Origin of the sequence: Bradyrhizobium sp. A5, from assembly GCF_042076515.1 — a bacterium.
Classification (GTDB): Bacteria; Pseudomonadota; Alphaproteobacteria; order Rhizobiales; family Xanthobacteraceae; genus Bradyrhizobium; species Bradyrhizobium cosmicum.
The window spans coordinates 3,451,736-3,477,230 of the sequence record NZ_CP148990.1; the positions used below are offsets into that span (position 1 = coordinate 3,451,736).

At 65.4% G+C, this 25,495-nt stretch carries 24 protein-coding genes; 16 read left to right on the forward strand and 8 right to left on the reverse strand.

The features are described from left to right. Positions 1-9: 9 nt before the first annotated feature. Entirely contained in the window at positions 10-867 is an 858-nt protein-coding gene (locus WHZ77_RS16530) for a DUF1932 domain-containing protein (protein ID WP_375314575.1), read from the forward strand. Between the two features lie 116 nt (positions 868-983). Then, a complete protein-coding gene (gene panE, locus WHZ77_RS16535) occupies positions 984-1,913 on the forward strand; it encodes a 2-dehydropantoate 2-reductase (protein WP_375314576.1) in 930 nt (309 codons plus the stop codon). Here the strand turns inward: panE and recG are convergent. Beyond that, a complete protein-coding gene (gene recG / locus WHZ77_RS16540; protein WP_375314577.1) occupies positions 1,910-4,018 on the reverse strand; it encodes an ATP-dependent DNA helicase RecG in 2,109 nt (702 codons plus the stop codon). The genes panE and recG overlap by 4 nt on opposite strands. A 197-nt stretch (positions 4,019-4,215) precedes the next feature. Here recG and WHZ77_RS16545 point away from each other — a divergent pair, with 197 nt between their 5' ends. The 5 genes from WHZ77_RS16545 (at position 4,216) to WHZ77_RS16565 (ending at position 9,098) form a co-directional block, all read left to right on the forward strand. Then, entirely contained in the window at positions 4,216-4,506 is a 291-nt protein-coding gene (locus WHZ77_RS16545; RefSeq protein ID WP_041748301.1) for a succinate dehydrogenase assembly factor 2, read from the forward strand. Further along, a complete protein-coding gene (mfd, locus tag WHZ77_RS16550; RefSeq protein WP_375314578.1) occupies positions 4,503-8,021 on the forward strand; it encodes a transcription-repair coupling factor in 3,519 nt (1,172 codons plus the stop codon). Before WHZ77_RS16545 ends, mfd begins: the two co-directional genes overlap by 4 nt. Positions 8,022-8,271: 250 nt before the next feature. Further along, complete coding sequence (locus WHZ77_RS16555) at positions 8,272-8,481, forward strand: cold-shock protein (protein WP_015686006.1); 210 nt, start codon at positions 8,272-8,274, stop codon at positions 8,479-8,481. Between the two features lie 209 nt (positions 8,482-8,690). Then, positions 8,691-8,843: a hypothetical protein gene (locus WHZ77_RS16560; protein ID WP_375314579.1), complete on the forward strand. Its 153-nt coding sequence runs from the start codon at positions 8,691-8,693 to the stop codon at positions 8,841-8,843. An 18-nt stretch (positions 8,844-8,861) separates the two neighbouring features. Then, on the forward strand, positions 8,862-9,098 hold the full coding sequence (locus WHZ77_RS16565; protein WP_375314580.1) for a hypothetical protein: 237 nt from the start codon (positions 8,862-8,864) through the stop codon (positions 9,096-9,098). A gap of 127 nt (positions 9,099-9,225) precedes the next feature. Here the strand turns inward: WHZ77_RS16565 and WHZ77_RS16570 are convergent, their stop codons facing one another. The 3 genes from WHZ77_RS16570 to WHZ77_RS16580 all read right to left on the reverse strand — a co-directional run bounded on the left by WHZ77_RS16570 (position 9,226) and on the right by WHZ77_RS16580 (position 13,870). Beyond that, positions 9,226-10,449, reverse strand: coding sequence for a GGDEF domain-containing protein (locus tag WHZ77_RS16570; protein WP_375314581.1), 1,224 nt, complete (start codon positions 10,447-10,449; stop codon positions 9,226-9,228). A gap of 84 nt (positions 10,450-10,533) precedes the next feature. After that, positions 10,534-12,042 (reverse strand): AMP-binding protein, encoded by a 1,509-nt coding sequence (locus WHZ77_RS16575; RefSeq protein WP_375314582.1) that lies wholly within the window; start codon positions 12,040-12,042, stop codon positions 10,534-10,536. Between the two features lie 4 nt (positions 12,043-12,046). Next, a complete protein-coding gene (locus WHZ77_RS16580; protein WP_375314742.1) occupies positions 12,047-13,870 on the reverse strand; it encodes an extracellular solute-binding protein in 1,824 nt (607 codons plus the stop codon). A 261-nt stretch (positions 13,871-14,131) separates the two neighbouring features. Here WHZ77_RS16580 and WHZ77_RS16585 point away from each other — a divergent pair, with 261 nt between their 5' ends. Further along, complete coding sequence (locus tag WHZ77_RS16585) at positions 14,132-14,947, forward strand: invasion associated locus B family protein (protein WP_375314583.1); 816 nt, start codon at positions 14,132-14,134, stop codon at positions 14,945-14,947. A gap of 115 nt (positions 14,948-15,062) precedes the next feature. On the opposite strand, the gene hspQ is transcribed toward WHZ77_RS16585, so the two are convergent. Continuing rightward, positions 15,063-15,395, reverse strand: a complete 333-nt coding sequence (gene hspQ / locus WHZ77_RS16590; protein ID WP_375314584.1) for a heat shock protein HspQ — start codon at positions 15,393-15,395, stop codon at positions 15,063-15,065. A gap of 106 nt (positions 15,396-15,501) precedes the next feature. On the opposite strand from hspQ, the gene WHZ77_RS16595 reads away from it, so the two are divergent. After that, positions 15,502-16,455, forward strand: a complete 954-nt coding sequence (locus WHZ77_RS16595; RefSeq protein WP_015686014.1) for an AEC family transporter — start codon at positions 15,502-15,504, stop codon at positions 16,453-16,455. A 14-nt stretch (positions 16,456-16,469) separates the two neighbouring features. On the opposite strand, the gene WHZ77_RS16600 is transcribed toward WHZ77_RS16595, so the two are convergent. Beyond that, positions 16,470-17,654 carry a UbiH/UbiF family hydroxylase gene (locus tag WHZ77_RS16600; RefSeq protein WP_375314585.1) on the reverse strand — a complete coding sequence of 395 codons (1,185 nt, stop codon included), beginning with the start codon at positions 17,652-17,654 and terminating at the stop codon, positions 16,470-16,472. Between the two features lie 88 nt (positions 17,655-17,742). On the opposite strand from WHZ77_RS16600, the gene pcsA reads away from it, so the two are divergent. The 3 genes from pcsA to WHZ77_RS16615 all read left to right on the forward strand — a co-directional run bounded on the left by pcsA (position 17,743) and on the right by WHZ77_RS16615 (position 20,299). Then, the gene (gene pcsA, locus WHZ77_RS16605) at positions 17,743-18,510 is read left to right on the forward strand and encodes a phosphatidylcholine synthase (RefSeq protein ID WP_375314586.1); all 768 of its coding nucleotides are present in this window, start codon (positions 17,743-17,745) and stop codon (positions 18,508-18,510) included. Continuing rightward, the gene (locus WHZ77_RS16610) at positions 18,507-19,232 is read left to right on the forward strand and encodes a TerC family protein (RefSeq protein WP_375314587.1); all 726 of its coding nucleotides are present in this window, start codon (positions 18,507-18,509) and stop codon (positions 19,230-19,232) included. Before pcsA ends, WHZ77_RS16610 begins: the two co-directional genes overlap by 4 nt. 92 nt (positions 19,233-19,324) lie before the next feature. Further along, positions 19,325-20,299 (forward strand): quinone oxidoreductase, encoded by a 975-nt coding sequence (locus tag WHZ77_RS16615; protein ID WP_375314588.1) that lies wholly within the window; start codon positions 19,325-19,327, stop codon positions 20,297-20,299. 105 nt (positions 20,300-20,404) lie between these two features. On the opposite strand, the gene WHZ77_RS16620 is transcribed toward WHZ77_RS16615, so the two are convergent. Beyond that, a complete protein-coding gene (locus WHZ77_RS16620) occupies positions 20,405-21,601 on the reverse strand; it encodes an acetylornithine transaminase (RefSeq protein ID WP_375314589.1) in 1,197 nt (398 codons plus the stop codon). A gap of 269 nt (positions 21,602-21,870) precedes the next feature. Next, positions 21,871-22,512, reverse strand: coding sequence for a hypothetical protein (locus WHZ77_RS16625; protein WP_375314590.1), 642 nt, complete (start codon positions 22,510-22,512; stop codon positions 21,871-21,873). A 293-nt stretch (positions 22,513-22,805) separates the two neighbouring features. On the opposite strand from WHZ77_RS16625, the gene WHZ77_RS16630 reads away from it, so the two are divergent. From WHZ77_RS16630 to WHZ77_RS16645, 4 genes are all read left to right on the forward strand, one after another. Further along, entirely contained in the window at positions 22,806-23,747 is a 942-nt protein-coding gene (locus tag WHZ77_RS16630; protein WP_375314591.1) for a hypothetical protein, read from the forward strand. Then, positions 23,735-24,547, forward strand: coding sequence for an SH3 domain-containing protein (locus tag WHZ77_RS16635; RefSeq protein WP_375314592.1), 813 nt, complete (start codon positions 23,735-23,737; stop codon positions 24,545-24,547). Before WHZ77_RS16630 ends, WHZ77_RS16635 begins: the two co-directional genes overlap by 13 nt. 92 nt (positions 24,548-24,639) lie before the next feature. After that, entirely contained in the window at positions 24,640-25,071 is a 432-nt protein-coding gene (locus WHZ77_RS16640; RefSeq protein WP_375314593.1) for a MerR family transcriptional regulator, read from the forward strand. Beyond that, positions 25,004-25,408, forward strand: a complete 405-nt coding sequence (locus tag WHZ77_RS16645; protein ID WP_375314594.1) for a carboxymuconolactone decarboxylase family protein — start codon at positions 25,004-25,006, stop codon at positions 25,406-25,408. The genes WHZ77_RS16640 and WHZ77_RS16645 overlap by 68 nt, the downstream gene beginning before the upstream one ends. The last annotated feature ends 87 nt before the right edge of the window (positions 25,409-25,495 follow it).

The following is a 25,495-nucleotide window of genomic DNA, read 5'->3' on the forward strand; positions in this document are numbered from 1 at the left end:
GAGTGCACGATGTCCAAAACCATTGCGATCCTCGCGCCCGGCGCCATGGGCAGCGCGGTGGCCCGCCGGCTCAGCGAGAACGGCGCGCGCGTGCTGACGTCATTGAAGGGGCGCAGTGGAGCCACGCTGAAACGTGCCGCAGACGCCGGCATGATCGGCGCCGAGGACGACGCGATCGCTGATGCCGACATCATCCTTTCGATCGTGCCGCCAGGCGAGGCGGTTGCGCTGGCCGAGCGGCTGGCGGCACTGATCATCCGGCGCGAGAAGAAGCCGGTCGTGGTCGATTGCAATGCCGTCAATGTCGACACCGTGCAGCGGATCGAGGAGATCATCGGATCGGCGCAGGCCCCGTTCGTCGATGGCGGCATCATCGGCTTCCCGCCGCAGCCCGGCGGCAAGGGCCCGGCGTTCTACCTGTCGGGCGAGCACGCCAGCGACGTTGCGGTGCTGAAGGATTTCGGTCTCGACGTTCGAATCGTCGAGGGACCGGTCGGCGCAGCCTCCGCGCTCAAGATGTCCTATGCCGGCATCGTCAAGGGCCTCGCCGGCATCGGCTCGGCCATGGTGGTTGCAGCAACGAAAGCGGGCGCGGCGGATGCGCTGCGCGACGAACTCGCGCTGAGCCAGCCGGCCGTTCTGGCCCGGCTCGAAGTGGCCCTGCCGGACATGATCCCGAAGGCCTATCGCTGGGTCGCGGAGATGCGGGAGATTTCCGGCTTCCTCGGACCCGATCATCCCGCCAGCCAGATCTACGAGGGATTTGCGCGCTGGTTCGAGCATCTCGCTGACGACGCGAAAGGCGAGGCGGCGGAGACTGAGTTGATGAAGGCTTTCGCAGCAGGTATCGCGCGGAAGAAGAACTGATCGTCAGGCGACCACTCACCGCCCTTAAATCGAGGCCCGCCGCGGGGCAGGGGTAAGCCTCCAAGCAGCGGGTGCCATCTGTTATTGGTTCCGCGGAAGCAGGAATGGGAGTTCGAATGAGATTGCTCGTGATCGGTGCGGGAGCGCTTGGAGGCTATTACGGCGCTCGCGTGGTCAGGGCCGGCGGCGACGTGACCTTCCTTGTTCGCGCGAAGCGCGCCGAGCAACTGCGCCGGAATGGACTGCAGGTCGTGAGCCCGCATGGCGACTTTGCCGTGCAGCCGAAATTCATCATGGCTGACGATCTCAAGGAAACGTTCGACGTCGTGCTCGTCGGGGTGAAAGCTTATTCGCTCGACGACGCCATGAGCCAGTTTGCGCCGGCGGTCGGTTCCAGCACGATGATCCTGCCGATCCTCAACGGGCTGAAGCATATCGACGCCCTGACCGCGAGGTTCGGCGCGAGCCGCGTCCTCGGCGGGCTCGCGAATGTCAGTGCCGGGCTCGATGCGGAGGGGCGCGTCGTTCAATTCATGGCCAATCAGACCATTGTCTTCGGCGAGATCAATGGTTCGCTGAGCGAGCGTGCGCTCGCGCTGGAGACACTGCTCCACGTGCCCGGTGTCGACGTGCGCGCCAGCGAAGCGATCATGCAGGACATGTGGGAGAAGTTCGTCCAGCTCAGCACGCTCGCCGGCATCACCTGCCTGATGCGCGCGAGCATCGGCGACATCCTGGCCGTGCCGAACGGCGAGCAGTCCATTTTCCGCCTGTTCGCCGAATGCTGCGCCGTCGCGACGGCTTCGGGATTTGAGCCGCGCGCGCCGTTCATCGAGTTCGACCGAAAACTCTTCACCACCCTGGACTCGCCGCTCAAGGCCTCGATGCTGCGCGATATCGAGCGCGGTTCGATCACGGAAGCGGAGCACATTCTCGGCGATATGGCCAACCGGGCCCGTGCGCTCGGCATCGACACGCCGCTGCTGGATCTGGCGCGCGCGCATCTGGCGGCCTATGAGGTCGGGCGCCGAAGAGCAGCAGGCTAGCCGGCTCCGATCAACGGGATCGCCTCGTCGCGCTCGTAGAGATACAGCAGGCAGCGCAGCGCCTCGCCGCGCTCGCCCTTCAGCTTCGGATCGTCCTTGAGGATGCGCAGCGCCTCGTCTCTCGCCTGGGTGATGAGCTGGCCGTGGATCTCGGGGCGCGCGATGCGGTAGCCGGGCAGGCCGCTCTGGCGCACGCCGAGCACGTCGCCTTCGCCGCGCAGCTTCAAATCTTCCTCGGCGATGCGAAAACCGTCGGTGGTCTCGCGGATCACCTTCAGCCGCGCCTTCGACATCTCGCCGAGCGGCTCGCTGTAGAGCAAGAGGCAGGTCGAGGCTTCCGAGCCGCGTCCGATCCGGCCGCGCAGCTGATGCAGCTGGGCAAGGCCGAAGCGTTCGGCATTCTCGATCACCATGATGGTTGCGGCAGGCACATCGACGCCGACCTCGACCACGGTGGTCGCGACCAGCAGGCCAATCTCGTGGGCGGCGAACTGGCCCATCACGCGATCCTTCTCGGTGCCCTTCATCTGGCCGTGGACGAGGCCGACGCGATCGCCGAAGCGCTTCTGCAGGTTCTCGAAGCGCTTGGTTGCGTTGGTGAGGTGCTCGGTGCCCTCGGCCTCGGATTCCTCGACCAGCGGACAGATCCAGTAGACCAGCTTGCCCGCTTGCAGCGCGCGGCCGATGCTGTCGGTGACCTCCTCGAGGCGGCTCATCGAGATGGTGCGGGTCTCGATCGGCTGGCGGCCGGCGGGCTTTTCGCGCAGCTCGGAGATGTCCATGTCGCCGAAATAGGTCAGCACCAGCGTGCGCGGGATCGGGGTTGCGCTCAGCACCAGCACGTCGACCGCTTCGCCCTTCGACGTCAGCGCGAGGCGCTCCCGCACGCCGAAACGGTGCTGCTCGTCGACGATGGCGAGCGCGAGATCATGGAAGATCACATCGTCCTGGATCAGCGCGTGCGTGCCCACGAGCAGGTCGATTTCGCCGTCGGCCAGCTGCGCGATGATCTCGCGCCGATCCTTACCCTTTTCGCGGCCGGTGAGGATCGCCACCCGCATCCCCGCACGCTCGGCGAGCGGCGCGATGGTCTTGATGTGCTGGCGCGCCAGGATTTCGGTCGGCGCCATCAGCGCGGCCTGCTTGCCGACCTCCGTGACGGCGGCGGCAGCGAGCAGCGCCACCACGGTCTTGCCGGAGCCGACGTCGCCCTGGAGCAGCCGCAGCATGCGCACGGGCTGCTGCAGGTCATTGGCGATCGCCGCGGCCGCTTCGCGCTGGGACAGCGTCAGCGCATAGGGCAGGGCATCGATGATCTTGTTGCGGAGGTGCCCGTCGCCGGCGTTGCGCACGCCGGCCGGGCGGCGCAATTGCGCTCGGATCAGCGCGAGCGCGAGCTGGCCCGCCAGCAGCTCGTCGAAGGCAAGGCGCGACCAGAATGGTTTCTCGGGCAGGATGTCCGTAAGCTCTACCGGCTGATGCACGCGATTGAGCGCTTCGGTGATCGCCGGGAAATTGCAGCGGCGCATCACCTCCGGGCTGATCCACTCCGGCAAGGCCGGGAGCTTCTGCAAGGCCTGCGCGACCGCGCGGCGCAGCGAGCCGAGCGCAAGGCCTTCGGTCAGGGGATAGACGGGGTCGATGCCCGAGAGTTTCGAGATCGCCTCTTCGTCCAGCACGCGATCGGGATGCACGATCTGCGGGATGCCGTCATACATCTGCAGCGTACCGGAGACGTAGCGCTTCTCGCCGACGGGGAGCAGCTTTTCGACATAGCCGGGCTTGGCGCGGAAGAAGGTCAGCACGACGTCGCCGGTGTCGTCGCTGGCATAGACCAGATAGGGCGCGCGCGCGTTGCGCGGCGGGGGCGGGCGGTGACGGTCGATGGTGACCTCCAGCGTCACCATGGCTCCCTGGACGGCATCGCGAATCTTCGGCCGCGCCCGGCGGTCGATGACCTGGCTCGGCAGATGCAGCAACAGATCGACCAGCCGTGGCGACTCGTTGCGGCTGAGCAGGTACTGCAGCAGCTTGTCCTGCTTCGGACCGACGCCGGGCAGGCTGGTCACGGGAGCAAACAGCGGATTGAGCAGGCTGGGGCGCATCAGGTGAATCTAGGATCGTTTCGCCCCGTCATGCCCGGCTTTATGCGGGGCATCCACGTCTTTTTTCGTGTCCGCGCGCGGGCATCGGGCCAGATCAAATCGAAAGCCCAAATCGAGGGCTGACACGGCCGGTCGCAATGGCTATATCACCCCGGCCCGGCACGTCCGGGCTTTCGGCGTTTGACTGGATCTGAGACATGACGGGAACGACACGATCGAGCAACGGGCTGGACGACCGCCGCAAGCGGCTTCTGTTCCGCTGCTGGCACCGCGGCACGCGCGAAATGGACCTGATCCTCGGCCGCTTCGCGGATGCAGAGATCGGCAATCTGTCCGATGGCGAGCTGACCGAGCTCGAGACTCTGCTCGAGGAGTCCGATCCCGATCTCTATGCCGCCATCACCGGTGACAAGGTGCTGCCGGCTCATGTCACCGGTCCGCTGTTCGCCCGCATCAAGGCGTTCCCGATCACGGACGGCGATCTATGAAACCTGGTTCGAAGTCGCCGGCCGAGCTGCTGACGCCCGGCCGCGCGCTGACGCTTGCCAACGTCGCGGAAGGCGCCGAGGGCCTCGTCATCTCCGATCTCGCGCGCGCCATCGCGGCGCGGCCGAAGAAGCCGGCGGTCAGCCTTGCGGTCGTCTGCCGCGACGGGGCGCGGATGCAGCAGCTTGAACGCGCGCTGCAATTCTTCGCGCCCGATCTGCCGGTGCTGCAGTTCCCGGCCTGGGACTGTCAGCCCTATGATCGTGTCTCGCCGCATGGCGGTATCCTGGCGCAGCGCCTGACCACGCTGGCGCGGCTGGCGCCGCTGACCGGCAGCGACAAGCCGCTGATCGTGCTCACCACGGTGAACGCCATCGTGCAGCGCGTGCCCGCGCGCGAACTCGTCGCGGCGCAGGCGCTATCGGTCGCGCCCGGCAACGTGGTGCCGATGGACACCATCGTCGCCTGGCTCGAGCACAACGGCTACAACCGTTCCTCGACTGTGCGCGAGCCCGGCGAATATGCCGTGCGCGGCGGCATCCTCGACCTGTTTCCGGCGGGCCTCGACCAGCCCGTGCGCTTCGATTTCTTCGGCGACAGCCTGGAATCGATCCGCACCTTCGACGCCGAGACCCAGCGCACGCTGCTCGACATGCGCGCGCTCGATCTCGTCCCGATCTCGGAATTCCAGCTCGTCACCGAGACCATCCGCCGCTTTCGCATGGGCTATGTCGCCGAGTTCGGCGCGCCGGAGCGCGACGACGCGCTGTACGAGGCCGTCAGCGAAGGCCGTCGCCATCCCGGCATGGAGCACTGGCTGCCGCTGTTCCAGGACCGGATGGACACGCTGTTCGACTATCTGCAAGGGGCGGCCGTCGCGATCGAGCCGCAGGCCGAGGACGCCGTTCGCGAGCGTTTCAAGCAGATCGTCGACTATTACCAGGCCCGCCGCGATGCGATGGAGCGCCCGGGCGGCGGCGCCATCTACAAGCCGCTGCCGCCTGATAGGCTCTATCTGACCGAGGATGAGTGGACCAAGCGCCTCGGCGACATTCCGCTGGCGCGGCTGACGCAGTTTTCCGTGCCGGCCGATGGCACCAGCGTCGTCGATGCCGGCGCCCGCAAGGGCCGCGACTTCGCGCCGGAGCGCAACGACAGCAGCGTCAACGTGTTCGAGGCGGTGGTCAGCCACGTCATGGCGTTGCATGCCCAGCGCAAGAAGGTCGTGGTCACGCTGTGGAGCGAAGGCTCGCGCGACCGCATGACGTCGATGCTGCGCGACCACAAGCTGACCCACACCACCAGCGTCAACAGCTGGCGCACGGTGCAGGCGACCCCGCGCAACGAGACCATGCTCGCCGTGCTCGGCCTCGAAAGCGGCTTCGAGACCGACGAGATCGCCATCATCAGCGAGCAGGACATCCTGGGCGACCGCCTGGTGCGGCCACGCAAGGCCAGCCGCAAGCTCGATAATTTCATCTCGGAGGTGACCAGCCTTGCCGCTGGCGACATCGTCGTCCACGCCGATCACGGCATCGGCCGCTTCGTCGGCCTGCAGACGCTCGACGTTGCCGGCGCGCCGCATGATTGTCTCGAGCTGCATTACGCCGCCGACGCCAAGCTGTTCCTCCCCGTCGAGAACATCGAGCTGTTGTCGCGCTACGGCTCCGACCAGACCACGGTCGAGCTCGACCGTCTCGGCGGCAGTGGCTGGCAGACCCGCAAGGCCAAACTCAAGAACCGCATCCGCGAGATCGCGGGCGAACTGATCAAGATCGCCGCCGCGCGCCATCTGCACGAGGCGCCCAAGCTGCCGGTGCAGCCGGGCCTCTATGACGAGTTCTGTGCGCGCTTCCCCTATGACGAGACCGAGGACCAGCTCGGGGCGATCGAATCCACCCTGAAGGATCTCGAGCTGGGTCGTCCGATGGACCGGCTGATCTGCGGCGACGTCGGCTTCGGCAAGACGGAAGTCGCCTTGCGCGCGGCCTTTGCCGTCGCGCTCGAAGGCAAGCAGGTCGCGGTCGTTGTGCCGACCACGCTGCTGGCCCGCCAGCATCACCGGACCTTCACCGAGCGCTTCAAGGGCTTTCCGGTGAACGTGGCGCAGGCCTCGCGCCTGGTCCCGGCCAAGGAGCTCAACCTGGTCAAGAAGGGTATCGCCGACGGCTCCGTCGACATCGTCGTCGGCACCCACGCGCTGCTCGGCAAGGCGATCAAGTTCCGCGACCTCGGCCTCGTCATCGTCGATGAGGAGCAGCATTTTGGCGTCACCCACAAGGAACGGCTGAAGGCGCTTCGCGCCGAGGTGCATGTGCTGACGCTGTCGGCGACGCCGATTCCGCGTACCCTGCAACTCGCTCTCACCGGCGTCCGCGAGCTCTCCATCATTGCTTCGCCGCCGGTCGATCGCCTTGCGGTCCGCACCTTCGTAGCTCCGCACGATCCGCTGATGATCCGCGAAGCGCTGCTGCGCGAGCGCTATCGCGGCGGGCAGGCGTTCTATGTGGTGCCGCGCATCGACGATCTCGCCGAGGTCAAGGACTTCCTCGACAAGAACGTGCCGGAGATGAAGGTCGCGGTCGCGCACGGCCAGATGCCGCCCGCAGTGATCGAGGACATCATGACCGCGTTCTACGACGGCAAGTTCGACATCTTGCTGTCGACGACGATCGTCGAGTCGGGCCTCGACATCCCCAACGCCAACACGCTGATCGTGCATCGCGCCGACATGTTCGGCCTCGCCCAGCTCTACCAGCTGCGCGGCCGCGTCGGCCGTTCCAAGCTGCGCGCTTACGCGCTGTTCACGCTGCCGTCGCAGCAGAAGATCACGGCGCAGGCCGAGCGCCGGCTCACCGTGCTGCAATCGCTGGAGACGCTGGGCGCAGGCTTCCAGATCGCCTCGCACGACCTCGACATCCGCGGCGCCGGCAATCTCCTCGGCGAAGAGCAGTCCGGCCACATCAAGGAGGTCGGCTTCGAGCTCTACCAGTCGATGCTGGAGGAGGCGATCGTCAACCTCAAGGCCGGTGTCTCCGAGCCCGCGGCCGACCGCTGGTCGCCGTCGATCACCATCGGCATGCCCGTGCTCATTCCGGAAGACTACGTCGGCGACCTCTCGGTGCGGCTGTCGCTGTACCGGCGGCTCGCCGATCTCGACACCGAGGAGGAGATCGAGAACTTTGGCGCCGAGATGCGCGACCGCTTCGGCGTGCTGCCGGACGAGGTGCGCTATCTGTTCAAGGTCGCGGCGATCAAGGCGTTCTGCCGCCAGGCCAATGTCGAGAAGATCGATGCCGGTCCGAAGGGCGCCGTCATCGCCTTCCGTGACAGCTCGTTCGCGCATCCCGATCGTCTGGTGTCGTTCATCCGCAGTCACGGCCAGGCCGCGAAGGTCCGGCCCGACATGAAGGTGGTGTTCCTGCAGGACTGGGAGACACCGGAGGAACGCCTCGCCGGCACCACCGAGATCATGCGACAGCTGGCACAGCTCGCGCAGAGCAAGAAGGCGGCGTAGGTGCTATAGTGTTTCCAGAGGCGGCGCAGCGCGAAAAGGTGCGCTGCACCTGGAGCCGAAGACAAAGACCTGTGGCCACTTGCGGAATGGCCGAACAGTAGCTATGTTCAATTCATCGAGTTTCGGCCGAACGACTTGGCCTCGCCGCTTTCAAGCGCGCCTGACTGACGACCCTCCCTCCAGATCTCGACGACACCGACCGCGCTTTTGAGTGCGGCCATACGATTATCTATCTCAAAGGACGACCCCCATGACGACGGGAACTGTGAAGTGGTTTAACAGCCAAAAGGGTTTCGGCTTCATTCAGCCGGACCAGGGAAGCCAGGATGTTTTCGTTCATATCAGCGCCGTTGAACGCGCCGGCATGAGCACCCTCAACGAGGGGCAGAAGGTTTCCTTCGAAATCGTCGCAGATCGCCGCACCGGCAAGTCTGCTGCGGAGAACCTGCGGGCCGACTAGGCTACTGCAATCGCAATGACGTTGCTTTGACCACGGATGTACTGGCAGAGCTTCGGATATCCGGACCCGCGACCGTTCACCGGCCGCGGGTTTTTTGCGCCGGCTGCCACCTCTTCGCGAATGAGCATGCGAATGGTGGCATTTCGCGCAAAGATCCCCATATGCATTCTATGAGCAATTGGCAGAAATCGACCACGCGACAAGCACCCATGTCCAAGGCAGAGCTCCGGCTGATGCTGACGGAGGCGGTCCGCAATACGCAGCCGGGCCTTGACTCGAAGCAACTGTCGAAAGCCAGGAAGATCGCGGCCGGGACGGCTCCCGCCGATCCGGCGTCCGGGGTCGCCGTACCGGTTCGCTGAGCCCCGAGAAGGAGCAGCATGCGCAAACTTCCCCAGCCCACCGAGCAAGAGCTTCGGGAGGGGCCCCAAGTCGTGTCCTTCCAGATCGCGAATGGGAACGCGCGGCAGAGCTGTATTCTGCAAACCAATTTCCCCACCAAAGTACAGGCGCAGAGATACCTGATGGCGAATTGGCCGGCCGTCGAGAAGATGGCTCGCGACGCTCTCGCGATGGGAACCGTTGAGGACGGACAGATCAAGCTCGTGATGACTTGAGCGACCGAGCTCCGACCGCAGCCTCGTAGAGTGGGCAAGGGCGCCCTTGCGCCGTGCCCACCATTTTTATCGGATGGATGAGGTGGGCACGCTTCGCTTTGCCCACCCTACGACAGCGAAGTTGTAGCTACGACGCCGCCCGTGACGCATCGGCCGACAGCCGCGCCAGCAGCGACCTTGCCGTGTCCGAAGGCGACAGCGAGTCCACGCTGACGACGGGATCACTGCGCATCTCGTGCTTGCCGTTCGAGGTGTGCCGCATCACCGCCGACAGGCGGCGGGCGATCATGTGGGCGGTGCGGAAGTCGGTTTCCGCGAACACCACGATCACCGAGCCATCCTTCTGCGCCGCGCCGAAATCCATCTGCCGCATCAGGCGGCTCAGGATGCGCGCGGCATCGAGCTGGGCGCGGGAATTGCCGGGGTCGAAGGCGAAGCGGGCGACCGAGAGGCCGCCGCCGCGGGCGAGCGTCTGCTCGACCGCCTTGGCGAAATCGCGGGCGAAGGCTTCCACCGTGAGCAGGCCGCTGCGCGGATCGAGCCAGCCGCCGGCATCGATCGAGCGCAGGGTGCGGCTCATCTGGCCTTCCATGGCGCGCTGGCGGATCAGCGGCAGCGCATTGGCGGCGACCTTCGCCGGCTCGCCCGGGATCAGCTCGAGATTGGGCAGGTCATAGCTCTGCGCGAGCTGGTGTGCGGTGACCACCACGGGCAGGTTGCGGAAGCGGGTGTCCTCGGCGAGCACCGTGAGGAAGGCATCGGTGACGCGCGCGGTAAAACCTTCGGCGAGCACGACCCCGTCGATCTCGCGGGTGTTGAGATGCTTCGCGGCGGCCTCGATCGAGAGCGCGCCGACGACGCCAACGCGCTCTCCGAGTGCGACGGAAAGCGCGGGATAAGCCGAACCGCGGCCGATCAGGAGCACGGTCGCATCGCGCACGGGATCGCCCTCCGGCAGCGCGACCTTCGCTTCCGGCTGCCGGCGCATCACGGTCGCATGAAGGGTGCGGACGCGCAGTGCAGCGCGGAGCCGTGCGATCAGGCGGTCGGAATTTCCGCTGCGCGAGGAAAAGGGCAGGGCGTTGTGCGGCAGCGTGCCCGTCGCATCGAGGGCCACGAAGGGCAGGTAAGGCGATTGGTCCGCGATCTTCGTCGCGAGCGCCGCCATGTGCGGCTCGTGTTCGCCGGACATCGCCGCGAGAACCACGGCGGGCTGCACCTGCTCGACGGCGCGCGCCGCGCTGGCCCAGTCGCTGTCGACCACGGGAAAGAGGCGCGCCTCGTCCAGCGCCGCAAGGAAGGCCGGCCGTTCGGCATCGGACACAAACAGGATCGGGCCCGCCTGGGACATCTCGCACTCTGATCACGCAACAGATGCTGCGCAATCTAGTCCGGCCGCCTTAATGCAGCGTCAATGGTTCAGGCGAATTTGTGCCTAGATCGCCCCGGAGCGGTCGCGAAAAGCCTCGACCATCAGGGGGTTAAGGCCGAGTTCGCCGAGCGCTTCGCGGGCGCGGGCATTGTCCTGGGCCCGGCCTGCCAGCCTGTGACCCGAGAGCCGGTCCGGCAGCGCGGTGAGCAGGGCGCCCTGGCCGAGCCGCCGCGCCCATTCCTGGAGGTCATTGGAGAGGAAGCGGTAGCCGCCGACGGCCATGATGCCGGAGGGCGGCGCGGTGATGCAGATCGCGCCGCTGGCACGGTCGATCCGCGCGGCGTAGCCGGTGTCGACATAGTCGCGCGGCGGCTGCGCGATCAGGGCGTCGCCGGCCGGTTGCGGCGGGGCATAGGCCGCGATCGGTGCCATCGGCCCGCGCAGACCGAGGGTGCCCTTCGGCGTCACAAGGATCTCACCTGCGATGGAGGAGCCCGACTGCTCGCGCGGGGCGCCGTGCGGGCCGGGCATGACGGGCACCGGCATGCCGTCCTCGCCGCGGCGGGCGCCGAAAAGGCCTGCCTCGCCGAACAGATAGACGTCGGTCAGCGGCGCGTGCGGCGAGGTCCAGGCCTCGCTCGTGGCCACCTGCTCGGGCGCACGCCACAGGCCGATGACGTTGCGCAAGCTCGGCAGCCGCGCCGCGAGGCTGGAATCGCCGAGCCGCAGCGCGAGCTGCGCCGGCGCGATCAGCACCTCGCATTCTTGCGTGTTGATCTGCTGCTCCAGCACGTCGTTCTCGAACGGATGATGCAGCGCCAGCGCGCCGCCGCACAGCAGCCACACCGCCAGCGAGGAGGCGAGGCCTGCGAACGACATCGGCGTGAACGCCGCCATCACCGTCGCGCCCTGCCTGATGTCGGCTTCGAGCGACATCGCCAGGCCACCGGCGATCAGGCTGAAATGCGGCCGCGGCACCGGGCGAAAACCCTCCGCGGTGACGTCGAACGAGATCATCGCCGCCTTGCGGCCATCCTGGATCACGGCGCGCGCGGTGCCCGGCGGGCGCGCCAGCACGTCGTCAAGCGAGGCCATGCCTTCGGGCAGGTCGGTGCCGAAGCCGCAGACATATCGAATCGAGAAGGCTTCGGCCGCGGCATGCATCGCGAGGTCGGCATAGCTGACGCCATCGACCTTGCTCATGGTGACGATGGCGCGCGCTGCGGTGCGGTTGAGCGCCGCGGTCAGTTCGGCATGGCGCCAAAGCAGGGGCAGCACGGCGACGACGAGCCCGGCGCGATGGGCGGCCAGCACGGTCAGCACGAACTCGACTGTATTCGGCAACTGGATCGCGATGACGGAATTGGCCGGCAGCCCCGATTCGACGAAATGCGCCGACAGCGCCTCGATGGCGGTGTCGGCCTCGGCATAGGTCATCCGCCGCGGCTGATGGCCGGTCACGCGGGCCTTGTTGAGGGGGTCGAGCAAAGCGGGCGCGTGTGGCTGCCGCATCAGAGTGCGCTGAAACAGCGTGTCGAGTGTCGGCGATACGGCTGGCGCTGGCTGGTTCACGGCGTCACTTCGCTTGCTGCTGCGACCACCAAGTCTCCGGCAGGTAGCCGGACAGCGCGGTGGCCTTTGGTCGTTCTATCCGATTCCAGCGCGCGATCCATTGCTCGGATACGTTAAACAGCGGGATTGTGTAGAAACCGGAGATCAAGGCGCGGTCGAGCGCCCGGACCGCGGAGACGAAGTCCGTATGATCACGGGCCTCGAGCAGTGCGCCGATCATGGCATCGACCGCCGGATCCCTGGCGCCCATGTAGTTGCGGGTGCCCGGATTGTCCGCGGCCGCGCTGCCCCAATAGAAATACTGCTCGTTGCCGGGCGACAGCGACTGATCCCAGCGGTTCTGGATCATGTCGAATTCATAACTGAGCCGGCGCTGGTCGAATTGCACGGGGTCGACCGTCCGCACGCTCGGCTCGATGCCGGCGCGCCTGAGGTCGCGCTGGAACGCGAGCGCGATGCGTTCCTGGTCGCGGGTCGTGACCAGCATCTCGAAGCTGAAGGGGACCTTGGTCGCGCGGTTGCGCAGCACGGTGCCGTCGAGATCATAGCCGGCTTCCGACAACAGCTTCAGAGCCGCCCGCAGCGTCGTGCGGTCGCGGCCGGAGCCGTCAGTGACGGGCAGGCGGTAGCTGCCGTCCAGGATGTCGGGTGGGATCTGCGCAGCAAAGGGTTTCAGCAGCTCGCGCTCGCGCGCATCCGCAGGCTTGCCATAGGCCGAGAGGTCCGAGCCGGCAAAATAACCGGCGACGCGCGCATAAAGTCCGAAGAAGTAGCTGCGGTTGACCAGCTCGAAATCGAACAGCAGCGTCAGCGCCTGGCGCACGCGGATGTCGGCGAAGATCGGACGGCGCGTGTTGAACACCAGGAATTCGGACGGTTGCGGGACGCCCGGCCTCATGGTGTCGCGGATCACCTCGCCGCTTTTCGCGGCCGGAAAATCGTAGCCGTCGTGCCAGCGCAGCGGCTCGTGCTCGATGCGGAAATCATAGAGGCCGCGCTTGAAGGCTTCGAACTGGCCGTTGGCCTCGCGAAAATAATCGAGCCTGATCTCGTCGAAATTGTAGAGCCCGCGATTGATCGGCAAATCGCGCCCCCAATAATCGGGATTGCGGGTCAGGGTCACACTGGCGCCGGGCTTCACCGCCGTGACGCGATAGGGGCCCGAGCCGATGGGGGCCGCCAGCGTCGTCTCCTCGAAGGTCGCGACATCGACGGCATGCTTCGGCAGGATCGGCATCAAGCCGAGGATCAGCGGCAGCTCGCGGTCGTTGGCCCCGGTGAGGTCGAAGCGCACCGTGAGCGCATCGGGGGCCTCGGCCTTGGCGACCTTGGCGTAATATTGCCGGTGGTTGGGGCGGCCGTGATCGCGCAGCAGCTGCCAGGAGAACAGCACGTCCTCGGCGCGCACGGGCTTGCCGTCGGAGAAGCGGGCGCGGGGATCGAGGCGGAAGGTGACATAGCTCCGCTCGTCGTCGGTCTCGACGGTTCTGGCGAGCAGGCCGTAGAGCGTGAACGCCTCGTCCTGGCCGCGTGCGAGCAGGCTCTCGACCACGTAGTTTCGCGTCTGCTGCACCGCCAATCCCTTGACGATGAGGGGATTGAGGCTGTCGAAGGTGCCGAGAATGCCCCAGGTCAGCCGGCCGCCCTTGGGGGCGTCCGGATTGGTGTAGGGCATCTGGGTGAAGTCGGCCGGCATCGCCGGCTTGCCATGCATGGCGATCGCATGGGCTTGCTCGGCCCGCGCTGTGCTTGCCGACAACGCGACCGCCAGCGCGAACGCGCAGAGACGGACGCCGGAGCCCTCGAAAAGGCGCTGGAACATGAACATCGGCACACGTTGATTCGAAGACCGGCAGGGCCTGAATCCTATCACAGGGAATTTCACCGGGAGCAGGCCCGGATGCAGTCAAAAATGGTTGTCGGCATTGATCTTTCCGTCGGCCACGCTAAGAAGGCGGGCAATCGCGCAAGAGCGTCGAGCCCGTCACTTATCCGCCTCAATTGACGGGGAGAGAGCCGCGCCCAAGGCGGCCAGGTTCGGCGCTTCGGAGCGGTTCGGGCACTTCCCGTTCAGAAAGGGTTTTCCGCAATGAATTTCCGTTACTTGGCCGCGTCCGTCCGGCCGCGCGGGCGACTTCTCGCCTTGTTGACGGCGACGGCGTTGGCCGTTCCGTTTGCCGCCGAGGCCCAGACCCCGGCGCCGGCCCCCGGTGCGCCCAAGGCGGCTCCGGCCCCGAAAGCCGCTCCCAAGGCAGCTCCGAAGGCTCCCGCGCCGGCAGCCCAGGCGCCCGCTCAGCCTCCCGCTGCGGGCGCTCCGGCGCAGCAGGGCGCGGCCCAGCCGGCTGATCAGCAGATCCAGCTGATCTACGCCCCCTGGACCAAGTTCTGTCTCAAGGGCCAGGATGCCAACGCCAAGCAGGTCTGCTTCACCGGCAAGGACGGCCGCATCGAGTCGGGCCAGCCGGTCATCGCGGCGGTCATCATCGAGCCGGAAGGCGAACCCAAGAAGATCCTGCGCGTGACGCTGCCACTCGGCATGCAGCTCGTGCACGGCACACGCATCATCGTGGACAATAACGCGCCGCTGCAGAGCCCCTATGTGATCTGCTTCCAGAATGGCTGCATGTCGGACTACGAGGCCACGCCCGAGTTCATCAACAGCATGAAGAAGGGCCAGAATCTCGTTGTCCAGGCGATCAATGCCAACGGCGCGCCCCTGACCCTGCCGCTGCCGCTCGCCGGCGAATTCCAGAAGGCCTATGACGGTCCGCCGACCGATCCGAAGGTGTTCGAGGAAACCCAGAAGAAGCTCCAGGAAGAGCTTCAGAAGAAGGCGGACGAGCAGCGCAAGAAGCTTGAGCAGGGCGGCGGTGCGCCGGGCGCAGCTCCGGCCGGTCAGAAGTAATCGGGACGTTTTGCCCAGACAGGAAAAAGGCGCTCGGATCGAGCGCCTTTTTTTCTGACCGGTCTGTTCACCTCTCCCCGCCGGGGAGAGGTGAACATCGGCGCCGGTCCAAACATCAATTCAGCGACGGATTGCGCTGGCGATAGCCGCCGGCCTTGTCCTTGATGAAGATCTCGGCGACCTGGGAATGCCGGACCGGCTCGCCGGAATCGTCCGGCAGCAGGTTCTGCTCGGAGACGTAGGCGACGTATTCCGATTCCGCGTTCTCCGCGAGCAGGTGGTAGAACGGCTGGTCCTTGTGGGGCCGCACCTCCTCGGGGATCGACAGCCACCATTCCTCGGTGTTGTTGAATTCCGGATCGATGTCGAAGATCACCCCCCGGAACGAGAAGATCCGGTGGCGAACGACCTGTCCGATCTGGAATTTCGCGGTCCGCGCTTTAATCATTTCCCGTCGATAGACCAGGATTGTGGCCGATGCTAGTGCCCTTGTCTGGAATTAACCCGCGGTTGCCGGGCAGATAGCCGCAAGGTCTTCAGAAAACACTTCATCAATGGCCGATATCCTCAATCTAGCTCTACCTTATTTCGGCTTGATCTTTGTCGGTTTCGCTTGCGGCAAGGTCAAATCCCTGCCGGAATCAGGCCTCGCCTGGATGAACTTCTTCCTGCTCTACGTGTCGCTGCCGGCGCTGCTGTTTGCGATCATGTCGAAGACGCCGTTCTCGGAATTGAACAACCCGCCGTTCCTCGTCGCGACCACGCTGTCGACGGTCGCCGCGTTCACCCTGGCGCTGGTCGTGGGGAAGGTTTTCGGCCGCCTGACGCTGCGTGAGGCGACGCTCGCCGGGCTCTCCGGCGGCTATGGCAATATCGGCTATATGGGGCCGGGGCTCGCGCTCGCGGTGCTGGGAACCAAGGCGTCGGCGCCGACCGCGCTGATATTCTGCTGCGACAGCATCTTCCTGTTCACGATCGTGCCGCTGCTGATCGAGCTCTCCGACCGCGATCATCCCTCGATCATTCATGCCTTTGGCGTCGTGCTGAAACAGATCGTGCTCAACCCGCTGATCATGTCGGCCTGCTTTGGCGCGGCCTTCGCATCGCTGCATATCGAGATGCCCGTGGCGCTCGATCGCACCATCACCTTCCTCCAGAACGCGGCGGCGCCGACCGCGCTGTTCGTGCTTGGCGTGACGGTGGCGCTGCGCCCGTTCGACCGGGTGCCATGGGAGGTGCCGGGCGTGATTGCAATCAAGCTGCTGTTTCACCCGCTCGCCGCGTTCGGGCTGATGCTGGCGTTCGGTCCGTTCGCGCAGCCCTGGGCCGCGACCGCGGTGCTGATGGCCTCATTGCCGCCGGCGCTGAACGTGTTCGTGATTGCCCGGCAGAACGACGCCTGGATCGAATCCGCATCCGTTGCCGTGCTGCTCGGGACGTTTGCGTCGGTGGTCACGCTGACCAGCGTGATGTGGTTGCTGCAGACCGGCCGGCTGGCGTTTCCGTGATGAGCGCTATCCAGCTAGCGCCGCCAGGTCGGCGTCAGCCCCTCACGCATCGCAAAGCGCCGGAGCGGGCCGATGGCGCCGAGCAGGTGCATGCCGACCGCGCGGACCGGCTGCAGCGGCAGGAAGTCGTTGAGCAGGGAGCGGTTGGCGATGTCGATCGCGAACGTGCGGCTCAGGATATCCGGGCGCCGCGCGCGGTCGTAGCGCTTGAGCACCTCGTCCGCACCGGGGTCCTGTGCCGCAGCGATGGCTTCGCCCGCGAGCCTGGCGATATCGGCGGCATCGCGCAGGCCGAGATTGAGGCCCTGGGCGCCGATCGGCGGAACCACATGGGCGGCCTCACCGACCAGTGCGATACGGTCGCGGCCGAAGGATTTGGGGCGTTCGATCGCGAGCGGAAACAGGTGACGGCCGGGCTCGACCGTCATGCGTCCCAGAATGGAATGCGACTGCTTCTCGATCGCGGCGGACAGTTCCGCGTCGCTCAAGCCACGAAGCCGCTCGGCCTCCGCGGGCGCCGAGACCCAGACCACGCTGGAGCGGTCGCCGGGCAGGGGCACGAACACGCAGGGTCCATGCGGCGTATGGAACTCGGTCGAGACATTGCGGTGCGGGCGCGCGTGGCCGACGTTGAAGGTCAGCGCGGTCTGCGTCAGGTCGCGCCGTGTCACCTCGATGCCGGCGGCTTCCCGGCATAGCGAATGCCGGCCGTCCGCGCCGACCACGAGCCGGGCCGAGAGAAATTGTGCGGAGGCGGTGCGGATGGTGACATCGTCGGCGCCGATGACGATGCTTTCGGCCTCGTCGTCGAAACGCACGAGCCCGGGCAATTCGGCGGCACGTTCTTCCAGCGCCAGCATCAGCGAGCGGTTGTCGATGTTGTAGCCGAAGGCGTCGAGCGCGATCTCGTGACAGGAGAACCGGACCTCGGGGCTGCGGAACAGCCGGCCGGTGTCGTCGACGAGGCGCATGGTTTCGAGCGCGGCCGACTTGTCCTTGCAGCGCGGCCAGACGTCGAGGCTCTCCAGCAGATCGACGGAGGCGCCCAGCAGCGCGGTGGTGCGGTTGTCGGAATACGGCACGCGCCGTGCCACCAGCGCGGTCCGCGCGCCCGCCTGCGCCAATGCGATCGCCGCCGCGAGTCCCGCCGGTCCACCGCCGATCACGGCCGCGTCGAAGAGTGTCGATGCCTCTGTCATGAGAACGACATTTGACATGCTCCACGGCAAATTCAAGCCCGGCTGTTTTTCCGTGATTTTGGGGCCAATTGTGCGACGGAGCGCCGCAATGGCTTATGTGCAAACCGGTACCATTCTGATAGCAGAAGCCATGGATATTCAGCAGGATTCCCTGAAACCGAGACCGGCGATCCGCGCCGCGGCCTTTTCGGTGCACATCTTCACCGCCTTCGGTGCGGCGATCGCGCTGCTGGCGATGCTGGAGGCCGTGCGCGAGCATTGGGCGAGCATGTTTCAGTTGCTGGGCGTCGCCCTGATCATCGACGCCGTCGACGGTCCGATCGCGCGGCTGCTGAAGGTCAAGGACGTGCAGCCGAACTGGTCGGGCGACGTGCTCGATCTCGTGGTCGACTTCGTCACCTATGTGTTCGTGCCGGCCTATGCGATCGTGGCGAGCGGCCTGCTGCTGCCGGTGGCGGCGCCGCTGCTCGGCATCGCCATCATCGTCACCAGCGCACTATATTTCGCCGATCTGCGCATGAAGGCGGACGACAATCATTTTCGCGGCTTTCCGGCGCTGTGGAACGCGGCGGCGTTCTACCTGTTCCTGCTGCACTGGCCGCCGTTGTGGTCGACGCTGCTGGTGGCGACGCTGGTGGTGCTGACCTTCGTGCCGTTCCATGTGTTGCATCCGGTCCGCGTCGTGCGGCTGCGCTGGCTGACGATGTCGCTGATCGCGGTCTGGGCGGTGCTCGGGCTCTACACGCTGGAGATGGATTTTCGCGTCGGCACCGGCGTGACGGTCGCGCTCTGCGCCATCGCGCTGTGGATCAGCTTCAGCGACGCCATGATCCGTCTGGCAAGATCCATCGCATGATGCATCTGCTAACCAGCCCGGAAGCCTGGGCCGCGCTGCTCACCTTGACCGCGCTCGAGATCGTGCTCGGCATCGACAACGTCATCTTCCTGTCGGTGATCGTCTCGCGCATTCCCGAAAAGCAGGCGCACCGCGCCCGCCGGATCGGGCTCGCGCTGGCGCTGGTGTTCCGCATCATCCTGCTCAGCGTGCTGGTCTGGCTGATCGGGCTGACCGCGCCGGTGGTCTCGTTTGCCGGTTACGACTTCTCCTGGCGCGACCTCATCCTGATCGGCGGCGGCCTGTTCCTGATCGCGAAGGCGACGCACGAGATCCATGCCGAGGTCGAATCCGATGACGGCGAGGGCGGCCGTGAATCCGCTGGCCGCGCCTTCTTCTGGGTGATCGTCCAGATCATCGTCATCGACATCGTGTTCTCGCTGGACTCGATCATCACCGCGATCGGCATGGCGCAGGACATCGAGATCATGATCGCGGCCGTCGTGATCGCCTGCCTGATCATGTACATTTCGTCGGGGCCGGTGTCGCGATTCGTCGCGGAGCATCCCACCACCAAGATGCTCGCGCTGGCATTCCTGGTGCTAATCGGCGTCGCGCTGGTTGCGGACGGATTCCAATTCCACATCCCGCGCGGCTACGTCTATTTCGCGATCGCGTTCTCGGCGGCGGTCGAGTTCTTCAATGTGCTGGCGAAGCGCAACCGCCGGAAAGCCGGCAAATAGTCGCGTCAGATCCGTTCCTGCAGGCGTCGAGTTGACAAGGCGGGCGCGATGTCTTTCGCTCGTCCGCGAGAAGACCGAGAGGAGGTCAGGTAATGACCAAAGCCGTCCGTGTACACAAGGTTGGGGGCCCCGAAGCCCTGGTCTATGAGAGCGTCGACGTGCCGGCGCCTGGACCCGGCGAAGTGCGCATCCGCCAGCATGCGGTCGGCCTGAACTTCATCGACGTCTATTATCGCACCGGTCTCTACAAGGCGCCGGGGCTGCCCTTCATCGTCGGCAACGAGGCCTCGGGCGAGGTCATGGCGGTGGGACCGGGCGTGACCAACTTCCATCCCGGCGACCGCGTCGCCTACTACCACAATCTCGGCGCCTATACCGGCGAGCGCAACATCCCCTGGGAGAAGCTGGTCAAGCTGCCCGATCACATCACCCACGAGCAGGGCGCCGTGTTGATGCTGAAGGGGCTGACGGTCTGGTATCTCCTGCACAAGACCTTCAAGGTCGAGCCGCATCACCGCGTGTTGATCCATGCCGCGGCCGGCGGCATCGGGCTGCTTGCGTGCCAGTGGGCAAGGGCGCTCGGCGCGCACGTCATCGGCACGGTCGGCTCGCGCGAGAAGGCCGAGCTTGCGGAGGCCAATGGCTGCGACCACGTCATCCTGTACAATGAAGAAGATTTTGTCGCGCGCGTAAAACAGATCAGCCGCAACGAGGGCTGCGACGTCGTCTATGACGGCGTCGGCAAGGCGACCTTTCCGGGCTCGCTGTCGTGCCTGAAGCCGCGCGGCATGTTCGTCTCGTTCGGCAATGCCTCAGGGCCGGTGCCGCCGTTCTCGATCGCCGAGCTCAACAATCACGGCTCGCTGTTCGCGACGCGGCCGAAGCTCAACGATTACGTCGGCACGCGCAAGGAACTGCTGGAAGGCGCCGACACGCTGTTCTCCGCCGTCATCAACGGCAAGCTGCACGTGCCGATCAACCACGCCTACGCGCTGAAGGACGCCGCGAAGGCGCATATCGATCTCGAAAGCCGCAAGACGACGGGCGCGTCGATTCTGAAGCCGTAGCTCTTCCGTCACCATCGGTTTCGTGGGGTGGGCAAAGGCGCGGAGCGCCGTGCCCACCATCTCACTTGAATGGTGGGCACGCTTCGGTTTGCCCACCCTACGCCACTAAGCCACGCGCCGGGCCGCTCCCGCTTTCGTCAATATCCCGTCCAGACAATCGACCATCTCGGCGATCTCGGCCCGCGTGACGTTCAGCGCCGGCATGAAGCGCAGCGTGTCGACCTGGGGGGCATTGAGGAGCACACCGGCCTCGAACGCCTGCGCGACGATCCCGGGCGCGATCGGCAGCTTGAGGTCGAGCGCGAGCAGCAGGCCGCGGCCGCGCACGCCGCCGAGGCCGTGCCGGGCCGAGACCTTCTGCAACTCGCTTTCGAGCAGCAGGCCCGTCTCGGCGACTGCCTTCAGGAAGTCGGGCTGGCCGACCGCTTCCATCACCGCAAGCCCCGCGGCGCACATGATCGGGTTGCCGTTGAACGTGCCGCCCTGGTCGCCGTGCTCGAAGCAGGAGGCGCGCTCGGTCGCGAGCAGGGCCGCGAGCGGGACACCACCGCCAATGCCCTTGCCGAGCGTCATGATATCGGGCGCGATTCCGGTGTGCTCGTAGTGGAACAACTTGCCGGTCCGGCCCATTCCGGTCTGGATCTCGTCGAAGATCAGCAACAGGCCGTGCGCCTCGGTCAGCGTGCGCAGCTGCTGCAGGAACTGATCGGTCGCCGGCCACACGCCTGATTCACCCTGGATTGGCTCGAGCATCACCGCGACGGTGTTGTCGTTGATCAGGCCTTTGACCGAGGCGATGTCGTTCAGCTTCGCCTTCTTGAAGCCGGCGACCTTCGGCTCGAACAACGGCTCGAACGCCTTCTTGCCCGAGGCCGACATCGTCGCCAGCGTGCGGCCATGGAAGCCGCCCTCGAAGCTGATGATCTCGAACGCGCCGCCTTTGTGCAGGCTGCCATATTTGCGCGCGAGCTTGATCGCGCCCTCGTTGGCTTCCGCGCCGGAATTGGTGAAGAACACCTGGTCGAAGGCACTGTGGTCGACCAGCGCCTTGGCGAGGTTGAGGCTCGGCGCGTTGTAGAAGGCAGGGCTCGGATTCAGCAGCCGCTTGGCCTGTGCGGTGAGCGCATCGGCGATCGCCGGCGGCGAATGGCCGAGGCAGTTCACGGCCCAGCCCTGCACGAAATCGAGATAGCGCTTGCGGCTGTCGTCCCAGAGGTAGGAGCCGGCGCCACGGACGAACACGGCCTTGGGCCGTGCGGTGATGTCCATCAGCGCGTCATACGGATGCGTGGCGGTGGTCATGTCGAACTCCTCTGGGGGCGGGTGGAATCGGGGTGCGAAAAGCAGAAAGGCCGCACCTTGCGGGTGCGGCCTTTTCGAAAACTGCGCTGAATTCAGTGCTTCAGCGGCGTCGTCGGACATGGCGCACCCTCTCATCGTCGCGGAAGCGACGACGGAGCATTGCGGTGCGCTGATGGGTCCGAGCGTTGATCATGGGGCGCGGCAATACATGCCAATGGCAGGGCTTGTCAAGCGGGCGTTTTGCGAAACACCCGCCAGGCGTGCATCGGTCAGGTCAGATGCGCGGCTTCCCCGGCATCTTCGTCGCCCCAGTCCGCATCGGCAATCGCGCTGTCGATGAGCTCGCCGCGCAGCAGCTTGAGCGGCGATTTCCAGTACAGCGCGATGTTGTGGAAGGGATCGGTCAGCACCTTGAACGCCCACACCAGCCCGGTGATGACGTCGCGCGTGACGAACAGCTGGAGCATGCGCGCAAGCCCGCCGCCGATGCCGATCGCAAGCCAGAGCGCGCCGACATGGCGGACGAAGTCGAAGCGGTCGGTGGGAAGATCGAACAGCCCGAACAGCGTGGGATAGGCGTACAGCGCGATCGGCGCGCTGCCCCAGACCAGCAGCAGGATGATCTTGCGGGTCTGGTTGTAGCCGACCTTGACCGCTTCCTTGTAATCGTTGCTGACGTCGTTGACGGCGTCGTAGCCGTTCGGCTCGAAGAAGAAATGCCCGGTCTGCCGCGTCAGCATCGCGAGCCACCCGACGATGCCGGCAAGCGCCGGGTCCTTGAACAGCAGCGCATAGCAGCCTAGGAAGATCACGGCACTGAACAGGTGCAGGGTCTGGTTGACGGTGCTCTGGTGGTAAAAGCGGTAATCGTCGAAGCGCTGCGTGCGCAGCATGTCCGAGAGGTGGCTCATCCTCGTTCCTCGCTCGCGTTGAAAAGCGAGCGAGAGTTAGGACGAGTCCGTGACCCCTGCGTGAATGCACTATACTGTCACATTGCAGCGAGGGCGGCCACGCGCGCCGTTGTGTTGTGGTAGAGGATCATCGAGACATCCCGAGTATCGACCGCGGTCCGATCCTGTCAGGTTTCTCGATGGAAACAATCGCGCCTCTAGCGCGTTTGTGATCGCAGGACGCGAATTGGTTCGAACCGAACTTAACCCGACTCACACCAAGAGGGACGGGACCAACCAGATAGTTTAGAGCCTTGTCCGATACGCCTTATCCGATCGACCTCGACAGCATTCGCGGCGCGTTTCCGCCGGGCATCGAGGCGCCATCCCTGCTGGTCGACTTTGCCGATTGGCTGAACGGGCGCCCCTGGGGCAGCGTCGGCTGTTTCTCCCTGCAAGGCCAGTTCTCCGATCAGGCTCCGATCTTCGACGGCAGTCCGTTGCGCGACAGGTTCTCGCTGTTCATGCGGCTGCCCGACGGCTCGGCCGTCGGCGGCTGGTATGGCGCGGGTCTCGATCGCGACAATCCGCCGATCGTGGGGCTGGGCTCCGAGGGCGACTACGAGCTGCTCGCGCCGAGCCTCGACGGCTTGCTGGCGAAGCTGACGTCTCAGCAATTCGACAAGGCCTGGAGTGATCTCAAGCCGCATGACGAGGTCGAGTGCCAGACGGCAGAGCTCGCGCAATGGCTTGCCGGACAGCCGGTCGGCGACAAGGCGGCGTGTGATGACGGCGTAGCGGAGCTTCCCGACTTCCGCGGCTTCGTGGAAAAATGGAGCCGGGATCGCGAAGATTATTGGGCCAACCATCGCCTGATGGCCGAGCTCGGCTGGCGGCTCGCCGCGCATCTGCCGAAGGGCAAGAACGCCTGGGACAAGACGCGCTTCGAGGTCGCAATCGTCGGCAAGCAGTACGGGGCGCGGGTCCTGACCCGCGGGCCGCAGCCGTTCGAGGAAGCCGCCTCGATCGAATCCCTGTTACGCGATCTGCGCGAGGAGATGCGCCGCGCGCAGCCCGAGCTCGGGTTGTGGCATGCGATGAATTTCGGACTCTACGCCGACGGCCGCATCATGCCGAACTTCGCATACGATGTGCGCCCGACCATCGATGGCGAGCCGGCCAAACTGACCGAAGCGCAGGCCGATCTCGCCCGCGCCCCGCGCCCGGAGCGCTGGGTGCCGAAATGGCTGGTGTGACGAACGCCGTCAGAATCCCGTCACGGAGCCGTGCAATCAGGTTGCTGATTGAGTTAGCGTCTCGTCCGGGTAGTTTGCTGATGCGCGGCCTTTGTCACCGGTTCATTCTCGCGATCCTGCTGATGACTGCCGCTTCGGCCGCAGACGCGCAAACCGCGCTCGTGGAAATTCCCGTCGCCGACCTTCCAGTCATGTTGGCCATCGATCCCGCGCTCACGCGCCCCCACGCGATCACTCCGGGCGAACAGAAAAACAGCGATGAGGCGGATGCTGGCGGCGTTATTCTCACCTACGTTCTGGAGACGAAGCTTCGCCTTCGGTCGGAGAAGCACTTTCTGGTTGTCTGCAGCTCCGGCGGTAGTGCCGACTACAATTGCGTGTTCAACCTGGTTGGAGGCGCGGCCGATCTTTATCGAGACGAGATCGGAGGCGTCCGATTCGAGATACCGGGCGACGGTTGCGTCTATGCTTCCGGTCACGTCAATACGATGTTCGACCACCGACGCAAGTACTGCCTTGACGACGATCGGTTGAAGGAAGTCAGCCAGCCGTTTCACTACGTCGGCCTCAAGTCAAAGACGCTGCATGACCTGACGTTCTATTTCGATAAGGCTGCGACGAATGCGGTCGGCACCATTCCGAAAGGTGAGTTCGTTGAGGTGCTCGTCGCAGATGCCAAGCGCGAGAGTGAGCGCTACGACTTCCTTGTTCGGGACAAGAGCGGACTGATCGGGTGGGTTAGTCTAGCCGGAGGCCGGGAAGCGGAAGACATCGAGGGAATCTTTTTTGCCGGCGACTAATCGCCTCGCGGGAACCGCACCTTCGATCCCCCTTGACTTAGAGTGCGCTCGAAGGGGTATCTGTACGTGCGTCAGTACGAGAACGGGCACACATGAAGATCGGCGACCTCGCAAAACGAACCGGCCTGTCGACGCACACGTTGCGCTATTATGAGCGCATCGGGCTGCTGCCATACGCTGACCGGGATCGCTCCGGCCAGCGTGACTTTGACGCATCGATCCTCACATGGATCGCTTTCCTTGGCCGGCTCAAGACCACGGGAATGCCGATCCGGGACATGTTGCGTTATGCGGCGCTTCGTGACGAAGGCGGAGCCACCGGGCCAACCCGGCGGCAGATGCTGGAAGTCCACCGGGAGCAGGTTCGCACGCAGATTGCCGAACTCCAGGAATGCCTGCTCGTCCTTGATACCAAGATCGCCGGCTATGCCGGCGACGAACAGAGGACGAAGGAAAATGACGCGCGCCCACACACAAGCCGAAAGCCGCTTCGATCGCGGCCAGCGGGCCCTGTCACGCATTGATGGCAGTGCCGGCGAAAAGGTCGTCGCTTCACTCGCCGACATCGCGCCGGATTTCGCACGATACGTGATCGAGTTTCCGTTCGGCGACATTTACTGCCGCCCGGGCCTCGGCCTGCGCGATCGAGAGATCGCGACGATCGCCGCGCTGACGGCGCTCGGAAATGCCGCGCCTCAGCTCAAAGTGCATATCGAGGCGGGTCTGAACGTCGGGCTGTCTCGCGACGAGATCGTGGAGATCATCATGCAGATGGCCGTCTATGCGGGCTTCCCGGCGGCGCTGAACGGGCTGTTCGCAGCCAAGGAGGTGTTTTCCGCGCATGACGGAAAGCAGGCGTGACGGAGCGGTAGTTCCAGCGACGTTAGCGGCTGCGCTATCGCATACGAACATTCTCAAGAGGTCGTCATGGCCGGGCTTGTCCCGGGC